Origin of the sequence: Flavobacterium tyrosinilyticum (assembly GCF_023656565.1) — a bacterium.
Classification (GTDB): Bacteria; Bacteroidota; Bacteroidia; order Flavobacteriales; family Flavobacteriaceae; genus Flavobacterium; species Flavobacterium tyrosinilyticum.
This window is the reverse complement of the sequence record NZ_JAMOKG010000001.1, coordinates 845,003-861,034: the sequence shown is the minus strand read 5'-3', so window position 1 is coordinate 861,034 and position 16,032 is coordinate 845,003. Positions and strand designations below refer to the sequence as shown.

Below are 16,032 nucleotides of genomic sequence, written 5' to 3'. Positions count from 1 at the left end.
TTTTTGTAAAATGTAAATTGAAATTTTAGAAGATTTTTTAATGAAGCGTATCGAAATCTGAAATCAAAAATCGTTAATCTTCATTCCTAAATCTTTAAAAAAGCTCTCTTGGATCTGTTAGTTTTCCTGTAACAGCAGCTGCAGCAGCCATAATTGGACTTGCTAATAAAGTTCTTGAACCAGGACCTTGACGACCTTCAAAGTTTCTGTTTGAAGTACTTACCGCATATTTTCCAGCAGGAACTTTATCATCGTTCATTGCTAAACAAGCAGAACAACCCGGCTGACGTAATACAAAACCAGCTTCAGTCAAAATGTCTAAAATTCCTTCTTCTTTAATTTGTGCTTCAACAACGTGAGAACCTGGAACTAACCAAGCGGTAACATTATCTGCTTTTTTTCTTCCTTTTACAATTTCAGCGAAAGCTCTAAAATCTTCAATACGTCCATTTGTACAACTTCCCAAGAAAACATAATCGATTTGTTTTCCAATCATTACATCGTCTTCATGGAAGCCCATATAAGCTAAAGATTTTTTGTAAGTCTCCTCACCACCTTCAACTTGGTTTGCACTTGGGATATGTTTTGTGATACCAATTCCCATTCCTGGGTTAGTACCGTAAGTAATCATTGGTTCGATATCTTCAGCTTTAATGTTTAATTCAGCATCAAATACAGCATCAGCATCTGTTTTTAAAGTTTTCCAGTATTCAACAGCTTTTGTCCAAGCTTCTCCTTTTGGAGCATAAAGTCTTCCTTCTAAGAAATCGAAAGTAGTTTGGTCAGGTGCAATCATTCCTCCACGAGCACCCATTTCGATACTTAGGTTACAAACTGTCATACGGCCTTCCATAGTCATGTTTTCAAAAACATCACCAGCATATTCAACAAAATATCCTGTTCCTCCAGAAGTAGTTAATTGCGCAATAATATAAAGTGCAACGTCTTTTGGACCAACACCTTTGCTCAATTGACCGTTTACGTTGATACGCATTTTCTTTGGCTTAGGCTGCATAATACATTGTGTAGAAAGCACCATTTCAACCTCAGAAGTTCCGATACCAAAAGCAATAGCTCCAAAAGCACCGTGAGTAGACGTATGCGAATCTCCACATACAATAGTAGCACCTGGCAAAGTAATTCCGTTTTCAGGACCAACTACGTGTACAATTCCATTTTTTTGGTGGCCTAATCCCCAGTGCGAAATTCCGTATTCGTTTGCATTGTCTTCAAGAGCCTGAAGCTGGTTAGCAGAAAGCGGATCCTGAACTGGTAAATGTTGGTTTATGGTTGGGGTATTGTGATCTGCAGTTGCAAAAGTACGTTGTGGGTATAAAACGTTAACGCCTCTTGATTTTAATCCTAAAAAAGCAACAGGACTCGTAACTTCATGAATGAAATGGCGGTCAATAAAAAACACATCTGGTCCATCTTCAATTTTACGCACTACATGTGAATCCCATACTTTGTCAAATAATGTCTTACTCATTTTTTATTTTTTTTAATTGTAATTTCTATAACCACAGCAATTTCCTGTTCATTATAATAGCAAAACAAAAGTAAAAAAAGATAAAAAAGCGTCAATTTCGATATTTCATTATATACGATACCCAAACTAATTTACAAATTGCCAAACGGCTTTTGCAGACTAAAATTTGAAAGAAAAATGATGAAGAAACTGATTTGCTTTTTCTTTTTCGGCTTTAATTTTACCTGATTGTTTTTTGTTTTAATAGTTTGCAAATTTATCTCAAAATCAATATAAAATATAAGAATTTAATTGAAAAAATCTAACAAAATGAATAAAAATAGTAATAATTGTTATTTTTGAAATCGCTGCTTAAAAGAGGTTTTTTGAGTTTTTTATCGCTTTTAAAGGAGTTTTTTGGACATTATTTAGATTCAATAAACAGTCTAAATACTACGACATCCAAGAAGTGTATTTTTATGAAATTTTATGATTTTTTAAGGCTGAAACCGATTTTTTGAGAGCAGTATTTTTGAAAATTAATTCAAGGAGTTTTTAAATTCTAATGGGGTAAGACTAGTTTTCTTTTTGAATAGTTTACTAAACGATTGCGGATATTCAAAACCTAATTGATAAGCAATTTCGGCTACCGAAAGATTAGTAGTAATTAGAAAATCTTTTGATTTTTCTATTAATTTCGAATGAATATGCTGTTGCGCATTTAATCCAGTTAAATTACGAAGCATATCGCTAAGATAATGACTAGAAACATTAATCTGTGAAGCTAGAAATTCTACCGTAGGTAATCCTCTTTTTAGGGTTTCTGCATTACTGATATAGTTATCCAGAGTTTCTTCGACTTTTAATAACAAATCGTGGCTGATGGTTTTTCTGGTAATAAATTGGCGTTTGTAAAAGCGATTGCTGTAATTCAGCAGAACATCGATATAAGAAACAATCACATCTTGACTCATTTCGTCAATTGCCGTGTTAAGTTCGTTGTCGATACTTTTTAATAATCCAATAATAATTGTTTTTTCACTATCTGAAAGATGCAGTGCTTCATTGATGTCATAAGAAAAGAAACCATACTTTTTGATGCTTTTTCCTAAAGGGTAATTTCGAATAAAATCGGGATGAAATAAAAGTGTATAGCCGCCATATTCAGCACCTTCTTCATTTTTAGTAAAAATTAACTGTTTGGGAGAAGCAAACAGGAGTCCGCCTTCATTAAAATCGTAATAACCTTGACCGTAGCCCATTTTGCCATTAGTGGAAAACTTATAAGATACCTTATAGAAATCAAGCAAAAAGGCATGATTCGCTAAATCTCCATTAATGACCAATTGTGTATTGTCTACCAAACTCACCATCGGATGAAGCGGTTTTGGCAATCGAAGCAGGTCATGAAACTGCGATATAGAAGAGATTTTTTCCGGATTATTGTTTTTCTTTTCCATGATATAAAAATAAGAAAATTAAAAGACTAGTGAGGCTTTCCAAAAAGTATTAAACAAGCTCCTTGATTTATGAAAGATCAGCTTCGGAGAAGCGAAATATTTATAGAAATCGTATTTGTTGTTGAGAGCAAAGCTCCAGCGGAGCGACATCTGTATTGCAATAAATATGTCGCTCCGCTGGAGCTATTTTGCACTTTCATAATTGAATTTCTATAAATATTTCGCTCCGCTGGAGCTTAAAAAAAGAATATTGAAAGCTTTTTGGACAGCCTTATTAGGAGTTATTATGCTCCAAGAAACTGTTTTCCAAATTCGGTGCGGAAAGTTTCAGCGCCTAATTCTAATCGTTGGTTGTAAAGTGCTTTTGCGTCTTCTCCAGCAACATATCTTAATTGATTTTTTCCGTCGGTTGCTGCTTCATAAACCACATCGGCAATTTGCTCTGGGGTTGATGCCATTTCAAACATCGTGTCAACACTTGCAAACATACTGTTGGTCATGGCCTCGTATTCGGGTTTTGCTCCTGTATCAAGAGAGCCATGCAGAAATTCAGTTTTAATACCACCCGGAGAAACCGTTTTAATATGTACGCCAAACGGATTTAATTCGTAAGCCATACTTTCGCTCCAGCCTTCCAATCCCCATTTTGTTGCGTGATAAACAGATCCTAAAGGGAAAGCGATTAATCCGCCGATAGAAGTTGTAGAGATAAATAAACCGCTTTTTCTTTCTCTGAAATACGGAATAAAAGCATTGGTAACTCGAATAACTCCTAATAAGTTAGTGTTTAATTGTTTGGTGATTTGATCGTCAGAAAGACTTTCTAGAGGGCCAATTAATCCATATCCCGCGTTATTAAAAACAACGTCAATATCGCTTAATTCAATAGCTTTTTGAACTGTAGTTTGTATCTGTTCGTAATTGGTAACGTCTAATGGCAAAAGTGTTACATTTTTTAATTGAGAAAGTTCTGTTTCCTTTTCAGGAGTTCTCATTGTAGCAATTACATTCCATCCTTTTTCGTGGAATAATTTTGCTGTTGCTTTTCCTAAACCTGATGATGCGCCTGTGATAAAAATTGTTTTCATGATTATTACTTTTTAATTGTTTTAATTTGATGAAGCAAAGTTCAGGATACAGTACAGCTTAAAAGTGTTCATTTTGGTGCAATGAGTATCCAAAATGAATAATTGAAGTTTTTAAGAGAAAATAATGAAATTAAATGTACTTTTTAAGGTTTTTGGTGTACTTTCATAATCGTGTTAAAAATGCTTTTGTTAACAACTTTCACTTCTTTATTTCTCCAAAAAAAGCGTAAATTTGACTTCCTTCCATTTTTCATTTCGCATTTTGTTATGTTTCATGTTGTCAATGTTTTGCAATGTGTAAGATTTGAGATTTGGATCTTTAAAATTTGACTTTTACAACTCTATGTATTTAATATTCGATACCGAAACAACCGGATTACCAAAACGCTGGGATGCCCCGATTACCGATTCTGATAACTGGCCTCGCTGTATACAAATTGCGTGGCAGCTTCATGACGAAATGGGACAGCTTATAGAACATCAGGATTATTTGGTAAAACCAGAAGGATTTAATATTCCGTATGATGCCGAGCGTATTCACGGAATCTCAACTGAATTGGCTGAAGCCGATGGAATCACTTTGGCCGAAGTTTTAGAAAAATTCAATATTGCTTTAAGCAAAACTAAATTTATCGTTGGACAAAATTTAGGTTTCGACGTTAATATTATGGGAGCCGAATTTCATAGAATGGGAGTGGAGTCTCAAATGAGTTCAATGCCTGTTTTGGATACTTGTACCGAAGTTACCGCTTCGTTATTGCAGCTTCCAGGAGGTCGTGGAGGAAAATTCAAACTTCCAACTTTGACCGAATTGCATAGCTATCTTTTCGATCAGCCTTTCGCGGAAGCGCACAACGCAACTGCGGACGTTGAGGCAACTACGCGTTGTTTTTTAGAATTGGTTAGAAGAGAAGTTTTTACAAAAGAAGAATTAGACGTTCCGAAGGAATATTTCAAAGAATTTCAGCAAAAAAATGCTGAGCCATTTAAGTTAATTGGTTTAAAGCATATCAACTTAAAAGCAGCTTCTGATAAAATCAGAGAGCAGCTTAAAGCTTTAGCTGGAGAAGGGCAGCAAAATGTCGTTTCAGAAGAAGATAAAGCCGATTTTAAAGCAGCAAAATTTGCGCATTTACATAATCACACACAGTTTTCGGTACTTCAATCGACTATCGGAATTGGGAATATAGTTGCCGCTGCTGCTAAAAACGGAATGCCGGCCGTTGCCATGACGGATACCGGAAACATGATGGGAGCTTTCCATTTTGTGAGTGCCGTTATGAACCACAACAAAGCGGCTTCTGGAAAAAATAAAGCTCTAGTTGAAGCTGGAGAAGAACCAACAGAAACGGAAGTAAAACCAATTGTTGGCTGTGAGTTTAATATTTGTGAAAACCATTTAGATAAAAGTAAAAAAGACAACGGTTATCAGGTTGTTTTAATGGCTAAAAATAAAGCGGGTTACCACAACTTGGCTAAAATGGCTTCGATCGCTTATACAAACGGATTTTATTATGTTCCTAGGATTGACCGCGCGATTGTGGAGCAATATAAGGGAGATATAATGGTTTTGTCTGGAAATTTATACGGAGAGATTCCGAGTAAAATTCTGAATATTGGTGAGAACCAAGCCGAAGAAGCTCTGATTTGGTGGAAAGAACAATTTGGCGAAGATTTCTATCTAGAAGTGATGCGCCACAATCAGGAAGATGAAAATCGTGTCAATAAAACCCTGATTGAGTTTTCTAAGAAACATGATGTCAAATTAATTGCGACCAATAACACCTATTACTTAAATAAAGAAGATGCCAATGCGCACGATATTTTGCTTTGTGTAAAAGACGGTGAAAAGCAGGCAACGCCTATTGGACGTGGACGTGGTTATCGCTACGGACTTCCAAATCAGGAATATTATTTCAAGTCGGAAGCAGAGATGAAAAAACTCTTCGCCGATTTGCCCGAAGCGATTATCAATATTCAGGAAATTATAGATAAGGTTGAAATATATTCACTTTATCGTGATGTATTGCTTCCGAAATTTGATATTCCAGAAGAATTTATGGTACCCGAAGATGAAGAAGATGGTGGTGTAAGAGGGGAAAATAAATACTTGAGACACCTTACAATGGAAGGTGCCAAAAGACGTTATGGCGAAATAACCGAATCGATTCAAGAGCGTTTGGATTTTGAGTTAATGACGATTTCAAACTCAGGTTATCCAGGTTACTTTTTGATTGTACAGGATTTTATCGCCGAAGCAAGAAAAATGGACGTATCAGTAGGGCCAGGTCGTGGATCTGCAGCGGGTTCGGCCGTTGCATACTGTCTGGGAATTACCAATATTGACCCGATTAAATATGACTTACTTTTTGAGCGTTTCCTAAATCCTGACCGTGTATCGATGCCCGATATTGATATCGACTTTGATGACGAGGGTCGTGGACGTGTAATGGATTATGTAATCAACAAATACGGTCAAAAACAGGTGGCTCAGATTATCACTTATGGTAAAATGGCAACCAAATCGGCAATTCGTGATACGGCGCGTGTATTGGATTTACCATTATTCGAGGCCGATAGAATTGCAAAACTGATTCCAGGAATGATGCCATCAAAATGGAATTTGGCGCGTTTTATTTCGGAGAGTGAAGATGAGGTTAAAAAAGCGCTTCGTTCTGACGAATTTGATAATGTAAAAGAATTAATCGCGATTGCCAATGAAGATGATTTGGCAGGAGAGACTATTCAGCAGGCAAAAATTCTGGAAGGATCGATGCGTAACACGGGAATTCACGCCTGTGGGGTTATCATTACACCATCGGATATTACGAATTACGTTCCAGTAACAACCGCAAAAGATTCTGATTTATATGTAACACAGTTTGACAACTCGGTGGCAGAAAGTGCCGGATTGTTGAAAATGGACTTCTTGGGTCTGAAGACCCTTACGTTGATAAAAGATACCGTTAAACTGGTAAAATATAGAACGAATATTGATCTGGATCCAGATAATTTCCCGATTGATGACGAAGAAACATATGCGCTTTTCCAAAGAGGTGAAACCGTTGGAATCTTCCAATACGAGTCGCCTGGGATGCAGAAATACATGAAAGATCTGAAGCCAACGGTTTTTGGAGATTTAATTGCCATGAATGCCTTATATCGTCCGGGACCTTTGGAGTATATTCCGTCTTTCGTTCGAAGAAAAAATGGTGACGAGGAAATCAAATACGATTTAGATGCCTGTGCCGAATATTTATCAGAGACCTACGGAATTACGGTTTACCAAGAGCAGGTAATGCTTTTGTCTCAGTCTTTGGCAGGATTTACAAAGGGTGAGGCCGACGTATTGCGTAAAGCGATGGGTAAGAAACAAAAAGACGTATTGGATAAAATGAAGCCTAAGTTTGTGGAGCAAGCGGCTGCAAAAGGTCACGACGCAAAAGTTCTAGAGAAAATCTGGAAAGACTGGGAAGCGTTTGCGAGTTATGCCTTCAACAAGTCGCACTCGACTTGTTATGCTTGGATTGCCTACCAAACGGCTTATTTGAAAGCACATTATCCTGCGGAATATATGGCAGCGGTACTTTCAAATAACATGAACGATATCAAACAGGTTTCGTTCTTCATGGAAGAATGTAAACGTATGGGATTACAGGTTTTAGGTCCAGACGTAAACGAATCGTACTATAAATTTACAGTAAATGATGATTACGCGGTTCGTTTCGGAATGGGAGCGATTAAAGGAGTAGGTTCTGGAGCGGTTGAAACAATTGTAGAAAATAGAAAAGACGGAAGATATAAATCGATTTTTGATTTGGCGAAGCGAATTGATTTGCGTGCTGCCAACAAAAAAGCGATTGAAAACTTAGCACTGGCTGGAGGTTTTGATTCTTTTGAAGGAACAACCAGAGCGCAGTATTTCCACGATGATGGTGACGGAATTACATTCTACGAAAAAGCCATGCGTTATGGATCGAAGTTTCAGGAAAATGAAAACTCATCTCAGGTAAGTTTGTTTGGAGAAACCAGTGAAGTACAAATTGCAGAACCGGTTGTACCTCCATGTGAAGACTGGAGTACAATGGAAAAACTGGCTAAAGAAAAAGAGGTTGTCGGAATCTATATTTCTGGGCATCCGCTTGACGATTTTAGGTTTGAAATGAAATACTTCTGTAATGCTCGATTGGAAGCATTGAAGAGTATGAATGAATATGTTGGAAAGAATTTGCACTTTGCCGGAATTATCAATAACGTACAGCATCGTGTAGCCAAAAATGGAAAAGGTTGGGCGGCTTTCAACTTAGAAGGGTATGATGAAAGTTACGAGTTTAAGATTTTTGGAGAGGAATATTTAAAATTCCGCCACTTCTTAATTCAGAACAATTTTGCCTTTTTGAAAATATTAATCAAAGACGGATGGGTAAACCATGATACAGGTAAAAAGTCGGATCCTAGAATGCAGTTTGTAGAGATTCGTCAGTTGCAGGATATTTTAGAAGCTTTCGCTAAGAAATTGATAGTTCTGTTAAATATCAAAGATCTTCATCCGGAGTTTATTCATAAACTGAGCCATTTGTTTGCTGAATACAAAGGAGAGAATTCTGTGACTTTTGAAATCATGGAGTTAGAAAAAATAAAGCGATTGGTTGAGGTAGAAACTCCAACCGATTTTGAAGCTGAAGATGCTGTTTTTGAAGCCGAAAATGAAAATGAAGATAGTGCGATGGAAGACACTAAGATTCAAGAGGTAAATGAGGTTGAAGAAATAAAAGTAGTTACCAAATTAACCATGCCGAGCCGTCGTTTGAAGGTTAAAATTTCTGCTGAATTACTGCAGGAGTTGGAGAAAATGCAGATTAATTTTAAATTGAACTAAAAAATTAACAGTTAAAATTTAAACACATGTTAATTTTTTATGTTAAAAATATGCATGCATAATAGTTTTTTAGTAATATTGCCCCAAATTACAACGTTTTCGTTCCAAGTCTAACTTTACAAACTGTAAGAATGTGTTAAAATGTTCTAAGTTTGTACTAATCAATAAATCAAAATTATGAAAAAGAACCTATTTTTATTAGGGTTATTAGTTTGCTCTATGGCCACAATGGCGCAATCAGAAAAAGCAGAAAAACCAGAAAGCTGGTATTTTAAATTGGGTGGATCTTATTTTATTCAAACAGCTGCTACAGAATTTCCAATTGTAAATGGTGCATTGCCTAATACAGATGTATATGCAGCAGATGGTACAACTTTAATTTCGAGAGAAACAAATCATGGTTCATTTGGAGAAGGATTTCGTACAGGTATAACTGCAGGATATCGTTTTTCAACTCGTTTGGGAGTAGAAGTAGGATTTAACTATTTCAGTAGTGCTAGTAAAACTATGGTTGAAACTACTAACAGATTAGTTGCTGCTGGTCCTGTATTTGCTACTGGAAAAGCAGTAGGAAAAATTCAGGCTTTTGATGTTGCTCCAGCTCTTGTGTTGTTTTTAGGAGAATCTCACGGTTTTGAACCTTACACGAAAGTAGGAGTTATTGTACCTGTTCATGGAGATTTGACAATTAAAACAAATAGAGCTTATACAACCCCTGCAGGTGTTGTTACTAGTTATGCTAAAGATGTAGTAAAACCTAATCCAACAGTTGGATTTTTGGCTGCATTAGGAACATCTTATAAATTAGGAACACACATTGCTGTTTTTGGAGAATTAGAGTACCGTAACTTTACTGTTCACGGAAAAACAAAAGAAACTGAAGTGTATACAGAAAATGGAGTAGATAAATTAAATACACCAACTAATTTCCGTCCTGATGCTTCATACTCTGCAAGTCATACGAAATATGTTGATCAAATTAATACAACTTCAAACAGTAAAGTAACTAATGCTGCAGGATTTGATAATACAAGAGCTACAGATGATATTAGTTCTTATGTTGGAATTTCTGGTTTAGGTTTGACTTTAGGTTTAAGATACAGCCTATAATTTTCCAATTTTTTTTATAGTTTACAAAAAGAGGATATTCGAAAGAATATCCTCTTTTTTTTTTGAGTCTTGTCTGTCATCCTGACGAAGGAAGGATTTTAATTGATAATTATAATTTCGAATCTCTAAACTCCTTCAAAACTTGATCAATAACCCAAGTGGTTCTGGCGCCAGAAGTACCTTTTGATGGAGAAGCATTTTCATTCCCTAAAAGTTCAGTAATAACAGTTTCAATAAACGGCTGTTGAATGTGAAGCGGGTTTTCTATTGTAATGCTTTCTTTTTCTCCATCGGTATATTGAATATGAACGGGATCATTTCCAAAAGTAGAAAACGAGATTTTACCTTTATCGCCTACAATTTCAGTGTTATCATAACGTTCAAAACTTGCAAAATTCCATAGACCAGATCCGTGAATTCCGTTTTCAAATAAAAATGACATTGAAACAGCATCTTCGGCAGGATAAGCCATTAACTGAGAAGTGGCATGTCCGCGAACTGATTTTATCGGACCTAAAACAAAATCTAGGAAATCTAGAGTATGGCAGGCCAAATCAACAAAAATTCCACCTCCAGAAATATGTGGCAGAACAGTCCAAGGAAGATTGATTTCGTCATCATAACGTGCTTCAAAAGGATGATACAAAACACAATTTACGTGTCTAATAGTTCCTAATTTCCCCTGATCGATTATTTCTTTAATTTTTAAAAAACGAGGTAACGCTCTTCTGTAATAAGCAACAAACAAAGGAACATTATGCTCTTTGCAAGCGCTAATCATTTCGTTGCATTCTTCAAATGTCAAAGCCATTGGTTTTTCTACGTAAACAGGTTTTCCAGCTTTGGCGCATAAAATAGTGTATTCTTTATGAGAAGACGGAGGAGTAGCTATATAAACGGCATCAACTTCTGGATCATTTATTAGATCTTCAGCGTTAGAATACCATTTCGGAACATTATGGCGTTTGGCGTAATCTTCGGCAAGAGCCGCATCTCTTCGCATAACCGCAACTAAAGCCGAATTTGGAGCTTTCTGAAAAGCTGGTCCACTTTTAACTTCGGTTACATTTCCACAGCCAATAATTCCCCATTTTATAATTTTCATGGTTTAAGTTTTAAGTTTCTCAAATTTAAAAGAAAATTAGCCACGAATTCACGAATTTTTTGATCTGAATGTTTAAAAAATCTGTATCGAATTATGCGAACTAATTTCACGCAGATTTAAAATAATGTTAGCAGATGCTCGCAGATTTTTTTAATTCAATCTGCTAAATCTGCAGAATCTGAGTGAAAAAAAATAAAAGCCACAGATTGAAAAGATTTTCACAGATTTTTTAATCTATCTAATCCTTTTAATCTGTGGCATAAAATAAATTAGCCAAGAGCTCACAAAAATAATTCGTGAATTCGTGGCTAAAAAAAATCAGTTTAAAGTCCTACTTTTTAGGCAAAGTTTTAAAACCCATATTGTAAAGCGTGAAAGCTTGAATGTCTACATTTTCCTGAATTGTAGCCGCAACAGATTTTCCTGCTCCGTGTCCTGCTTTAACATCAATTCTAATTAAAACCGGATTTTCTCCTGTTTGTTTTTCCTGTAACTCAGAAGCAAATTTGAAACTATGGGCAGGAACAACACGATCGTCATGATCACCAGTAGTTACCATTGTAGCAGGATAATGAGTTCCTTTTTTTACATTGTGTACGGGCGAATATCCTTTTAAGTATTCAAACATTTCTTTGCTGTCTTGAGCAGTTCCGTAGTCAAAAGCCCATCCGGCACCTGCTGTAAAAGCATTGTAACGAAGCATATCCATAACCCCCACAGCTGGTAAAGCTACTTTCATTAAATCTGGACGCTGTGTCATAGTTGCACCAACCAATAAACCTCCGTTAGATCCTCCGCGAATAGCCAAATAATCAGAAGAAGTATATTTTTGAGCAATTAAATATTCTGCAGCAGCGATGAAATCGTCAAATACATTCTGTTTTTGAAGTTTCGTTCCCGCATCGTGCCATTTTTTTCCATATTCGCCACCTCCTCTTAAGTTCGCTACCGCATATATACCTCCGTTTTCCAACCAAACAGCATTTGCAATGTTAAAACTTGGAGTTAAAGAAATATTGAATCCGCCGTAACCATAAAGGATAGTTGGATTTTTACCGTCTAATTTTGTTCCTTTTTTATACGTAATAATCATAGGAACTTTTGTACCGTCTTTTGACGTATAGAAAACCTGTTTAGATTCGTAATCTTCGCTTTTGAAATCTACTTTTGGTTTTTGATACACTTCAGATTTACCAGATTTTGGCTCCAAAGCATAGATGCTTCCTGGAGTTGTATAGTTAGTAAAGCTGTAGTATAAAATTTTATCTTCTTTTTTACCGCCAAATCCGCCAGCAGTTCCAACAGCAGGAAGTTTGATTTCACGAACTAATTTTCCGTTGTAATCATATTGTTGTACAAATGAAACAGCATCTTTTGTATAATTAGCAAAGATATAACCAGCACCAGTTGAAGGAGATAAGATATCTTTGGTTTCTTTAATAAAATCTTTCCAGTTTTCAGGTTTCGGATTTGCTGCGTCAACCGTTACGACACGTTTGTTAGGAGCATTAAAGTCGGTTTCGATAAACAATTTGCTTCCTTCATTGTCAATAACACTGCTGTCGCTGTTAAAATTGTCTACGATTGTAACAATTGGACTGTTAGGCTTTGTCAAGTCTTTAATGTACAATTCATTTCCGTAAGTCGAATTAGCAGCTGTAATTACCAAATAACGATCGTCTTCAGTAACATATCCGCCTACATATCTTCTTTTTTGATCTGCTCCAAAAATTACTTTATCGTCTTTTTGAGAAGTTCCCAGTTTATGGAAATACAATTTGTGCTGATCTGTTTTAGCCGATAATTCACTTCCCTTTGGTTTGTCATAACTAGAATAGTAGAAACCTTCATTTTTGTACCATGAAACACCACTAAATTTCACATCAACCAAAGTGTCTTCTACAACTTTTTTAGAAAGCGCATCTATGATGATTACTTTTCTCCAGTCGCTTCCGCCTTCAGAAATTGCATAAGCTGCTTTGCTTCCATCTTCAGAAAAGTCAAGACCGCCAAGAGAAGTTGTTCCGTCTTTAGAAAAAGTATTTGGATCTAAGAAAACTTCTTCTTTTCCGTTTGCATCTTTTCTGTAAACTACAGATTGATTCTGAAGTCCGTTGTTTTTAGAGTAATAAGTAAATTTCCCTTCTTTATGTGGAGCTCCTATTTTTTCGTAATTCCATAGTTTTTCCATTCGCTTTTTAAGTTCTTCGCGAAACGGAATTTTATCTAAATACGCATACGTAACTTCATTTTCAGCTTTTACCCAAGCACCGGTTTCGGCAGATTTATCATCTTCTAACCAACGGTACGGATCGCTTATTTTAGTATCAAAATAAACATCAACAGTTTCTCCTTTTTTGGTTTCCGGATATTTAGTTTGGGCAAATGAAACCCCTGCAGTTGTAAGTGCCATTAATAAAAATGTTTTTTTCATAATTAGTTTTATCTGTTGTAACAAAAATAGCGCTTTTTGTGAGATTGTTGTGTTACTAACCGCAAAGAACGCAAAGAGTTTACGCAAAGCACGCAAAATTAATCTCGTAAAGACGCGGATGTGCAAAGTTTTAAAATTTCTTTGCGGCTTGGCGTCTTTGCGAGAATCTTTTAATCGTCATTTTATAAAATAAAACTTAGCGAACCTTGCGTAATACTTTGCGCTCTTTGCGGTTAAATTTAAAATTTAAAATTATAAATTGAAATTAACCCCTAAAACGATATTTCTTCCAATATTCGGAATTCCGTCTGTTTTTAATCTAGAAAGGTGTGCAATGTATTTTTTATCAAATAAATTGTTTCCATTAAGGTTAATGTCGAAAGCCGTTTTTCCTAGTTTGACCGTTCCTCCAAAACCTAAATTTACCAAAGTATAGCCTTTCGAAGCTGTTTCGAAGCCGCTTACATTATCTTGATTGAAAGTAGAAGAAACATTCAAAGATGCAAAACCTTCGCTTAGCCAATTTTTGATATTAAATTCAGTTCTAAGTGTATTATTCCAATTGTTTGCAGGAATCAAAGGAAGATAATCTTTGTTGTCTTTTTTACCAGTAACCGTTTCAAAGCTCGTTTCAAAATGCAACCAATCTAATGGATGAGGGTGAAAATGAAGACCGACTTCTCCACCGTACAACTGTGCATTATCCTGAATATAAGCAAAAACATCATTGTCTTCTAAAACCTCTCCTGTTGGCGAAGTGTAAATATAGTTGTTTACGTGATTGTAAAATCCGTTTACGAAGAACTCAAAATGCGAGTTTTTATATTCTAAATTCAAATCTGTCTGAACGTTTTGTTCTGTTTTCAGATTTGCATTTCCAATTTCGTAACGATTTGTTCCTTCATGAACACCATTTGAAGTCAATTCTGCCAAATTCGGCGCTCTAAATCCTGTTGCAACATTTAAGCGGAAAGTTAAAGGCTCAGCAAATTTTGTTTTGTAGCCTAAAGAAGCATTAAAACTATCAAAAGAACGATCTAAAGCTTGAAAATAGCCTTCTTCGCCTTCAATTCCGTGTGCGATAGAAGTAATGTTTCTGTTGTCAAAACGCAATCCGGCTTGAATAACGCTATTATCCCATTCGTAATTGGCAGTTCCAAAAACTCCAAAATCGTTAGTTGTGGCATCTGGAATTAAATATTCTTCTCCAGAATTTTTGTTGGTCTGGTGCATTCCTTGAACACCAAAAATAGTTTCAATTTTTCCGAATTTAGGAAAGTGATATTTTGCATTATAATTGAAAGTATTCAATTTCATGTGAAGAGAAGCTTCGTTGCTATCTTCAAATTCGCTTCTATCATTGGCGATATATCCTAAATCAACATCTAGTTTTGAATTTTCAAAGAAAATCACATTATTCAAACTTAATAAATGATTGTAAATTCCTTGTCTCGGAAATTGAGTGTCTTTGCTCGAAGATTGTTCTGCAATTCCATCTTCTGGAATTCCAATGTCCAGTTTGTTAAAATTATATCTAACAACGCTAGAAAAAGTAGAGTTGCTGTACCCGATTCCGGTTTTAAAATCAGTTTCGTTATAGCGTGAATTGGTTACGCGATCGCCGTCAGCAATTTTGTAGTCAGAATGCGTGTTGTAGCTTCCTCGCGCCAAGAATTTCCAGTTATCGGTAGAAGTTTTCAATCCGATCGATGAATTGCTTCCTTGCGTATTTGTAAAATATTTTTGACTGAAATTAGCTTTAAAATCGCCTGCATCTGCAAATTTTTCAGGATTGAAATATAAAACACCTCCCAAAGCATCAGAACCGTACAATAAAGAAGCTGGGCCTTTAATAACTTCAACACTTTCTATTCCTGCATCGTTTAAACCTAAACCATGTTCGTCTCCAAACTGCTGGTTTTCTATACGAACGCCTTGAGAATACACCAAAACACGATTACCGCTAAGTCCGCGAATTACAGGTTTTCCGATAGAAGTTCCTGTAGAAATCTGAGAAACTCCAGGAATTGTTGCCAAACCTTCAATTAAAGTTGAGGTTCCTTTTTGCTGTAATGTTTTAATGCTTTCGTGTTCAATCTTCATTACGTTTTGCGATTGCAGTTTGTTAAAAGGCGTTGAAACCACTACTTCATCCATTTCTAAAATAGATTCTTCAAGAACAATATCTAGTGTGTTTTGTTTTAATAATTTAGCAATCGTTTTGTTTTGATTGGCATATCCAACATAAGTAAAAGCAATACGTAAGGTTCCATTTGGAAGATTATTCAATTCGTATTTTCCGTTTGCGTCTGTTGTAGTTCCTTTATGCAATTCTTGAGCATAAACAGAAACTCCAGGCAATGGATTATTCTGATTGTCAGTTACGGTTCCTGAAACCGAATTTTGAGCAAAAAGCATGCTCGAAAACCCTAAAAAAAGGGCAATTATAAATTTTTTCATTTGAAAATGATGCTAAAGTTAAATGGAA

At 35.8% G+C, this 16,032-nt stretch carries 8 protein-coding genes; 2 read left to right on the top strand and 6 right to left on the bottom strand.

The window, feature by feature from the left end:
• Positions 1–94: 94 nt before the first annotated feature.
• The 3 genes from leuC to NCC77_RS03760 form a co-directional block, all read right to left on the bottom strand.
• Positions 95–1,489 (bottom strand): 3-isopropylmalate dehydratase large subunit, encoded by a 1,395-nt coding sequence (gene leuC / locus NCC77_RS03770; RefSeq protein WP_035646080.1) that lies wholly within the window; start codon positions 1,487–1,489, stop codon positions 95–97.
• Positions 1,490–2,007: 518 nt separating this feature from the next.
• Complete coding sequence (locus NCC77_RS03765; RefSeq protein ID WP_250834413.1) at positions 2,008–2,928, bottom strand: helix-turn-helix domain-containing protein; 921 nt, start codon at positions 2,926–2,928, stop codon at positions 2,008–2,010.
• Positions 2,929–3,212: 284 nt separating this feature from the next.
• Positions 3,213–4,016, bottom strand: a complete 804-nt coding sequence (locus NCC77_RS03760) for an SDR family oxidoreductase (protein WP_250834412.1) — start codon at positions 4,014–4,016, stop codon at positions 3,213–3,215.
• A gap of 343 nt (positions 4,017–4,359) precedes the next feature.
• Between NCC77_RS03760 and dnaE the strand changes: the two genes are divergently transcribed.
• Positions 4,360–8,895: a DNA polymerase III subunit alpha gene (gene dnaE / locus NCC77_RS03755; protein WP_250834411.1), complete on the top strand. Its 4,536-nt coding sequence runs from the start codon at positions 4,360–4,362 to the stop codon at positions 8,893–8,895.
• 177 nt (positions 8,896–9,072) lie between these two features.
• A complete protein-coding gene (locus tag NCC77_RS03750) occupies positions 9,073–10,005 on the top strand; it encodes an outer membrane beta-barrel protein (RefSeq protein WP_250834410.1) in 933 nt (310 codons plus the stop codon).
• A 109-nt stretch (positions 10,006–10,114) separates the two neighbouring features.
• On the opposite strand, the gene NCC77_RS03745 is transcribed toward NCC77_RS03750, so the two are convergent.
• The 3 genes from NCC77_RS03745 to NCC77_RS03735 form a co-directional block, all read right to left on the bottom strand.
• Positions 10,115–11,110 (bottom strand): Gfo/Idh/MocA family protein, encoded by a 996-nt coding sequence (locus tag NCC77_RS03745; RefSeq protein ID WP_250834409.1) that lies wholly within the window; start codon positions 11,108–11,110, stop codon positions 10,115–10,117.
• A gap of 331 nt (positions 11,111–11,441) precedes the next feature.
• On the bottom strand, positions 11,442–13,544 hold the full coding sequence (locus tag NCC77_RS03740; protein WP_250834408.1) for a prolyl oligopeptidase family serine peptidase: 2,103 nt from the start codon (positions 13,542–13,544) through the stop codon (positions 11,442–11,444).
• A 252-nt stretch (positions 13,545–13,796) separates the two neighbouring features.
• Positions 13,797–16,004 carry a TonB-dependent receptor gene (locus NCC77_RS03735; RefSeq protein ID WP_250834407.1) on the bottom strand — a complete coding sequence of 736 codons (2,208 nt, stop codon included), beginning with the start codon at positions 16,002–16,004 and terminating at the stop codon, positions 13,797–13,799.
• Positions 16,005–16,032 lie beyond the last annotated feature (28 nt).

Excerpts from the sequence above, each read along its gene's own strand:
- leuC (WP_035646080.1), bottom strand. The coding sequence starts at position 1,489 with ATGAGTAAGACATTATTTGACAAAGTATGGGATTCACATGTAGTGCGT.
- NCC77_RS03765 (WP_250834413.1), bottom strand. The coding sequence starts at position 2,928 with ATGGAAAAGAAAAACAATAATCCGGAAAAAATCTCTTCTATATCGCAG.
- NCC77_RS03760 (WP_250834412.1), bottom strand. The coding sequence starts at position 4,016 with ATGAAAACAATTTTTATCACAGGCGCATCATCAGGTTTAGGAAAAGCA.
- dnaE (WP_250834411.1), top strand. The coding sequence starts at position 4,360 with ATGTATTTAATATTCGATACCGAAACAACCGGATTACCAAAACGCTGG.
- NCC77_RS03750 (WP_250834410.1), top strand. The coding sequence starts at position 9,073 with ATGAAAAAGAACCTATTTTTATTAGGGTTATTAGTTTGCTCTATGGCC.
- NCC77_RS03745 (WP_250834409.1), bottom strand. The coding sequence starts at position 11,110 with ATGAAAATTATAAAATGGGGAATTATTGGCTGTGGAAATGTAACCGAA.
- NCC77_RS03740 (WP_250834408.1), bottom strand. The coding sequence starts at position 13,544 with ATGAAAAAAACATTTTTATTAATGGCACTTACAACTGCAGGGGTTTCA.
- NCC77_RS03735 (WP_250834407.1), bottom strand. The coding sequence starts at position 16,004 with ATGAAAAAATTTATAATTGCCCTTTTTTTAGGGTTTTCGAGCATGCTT.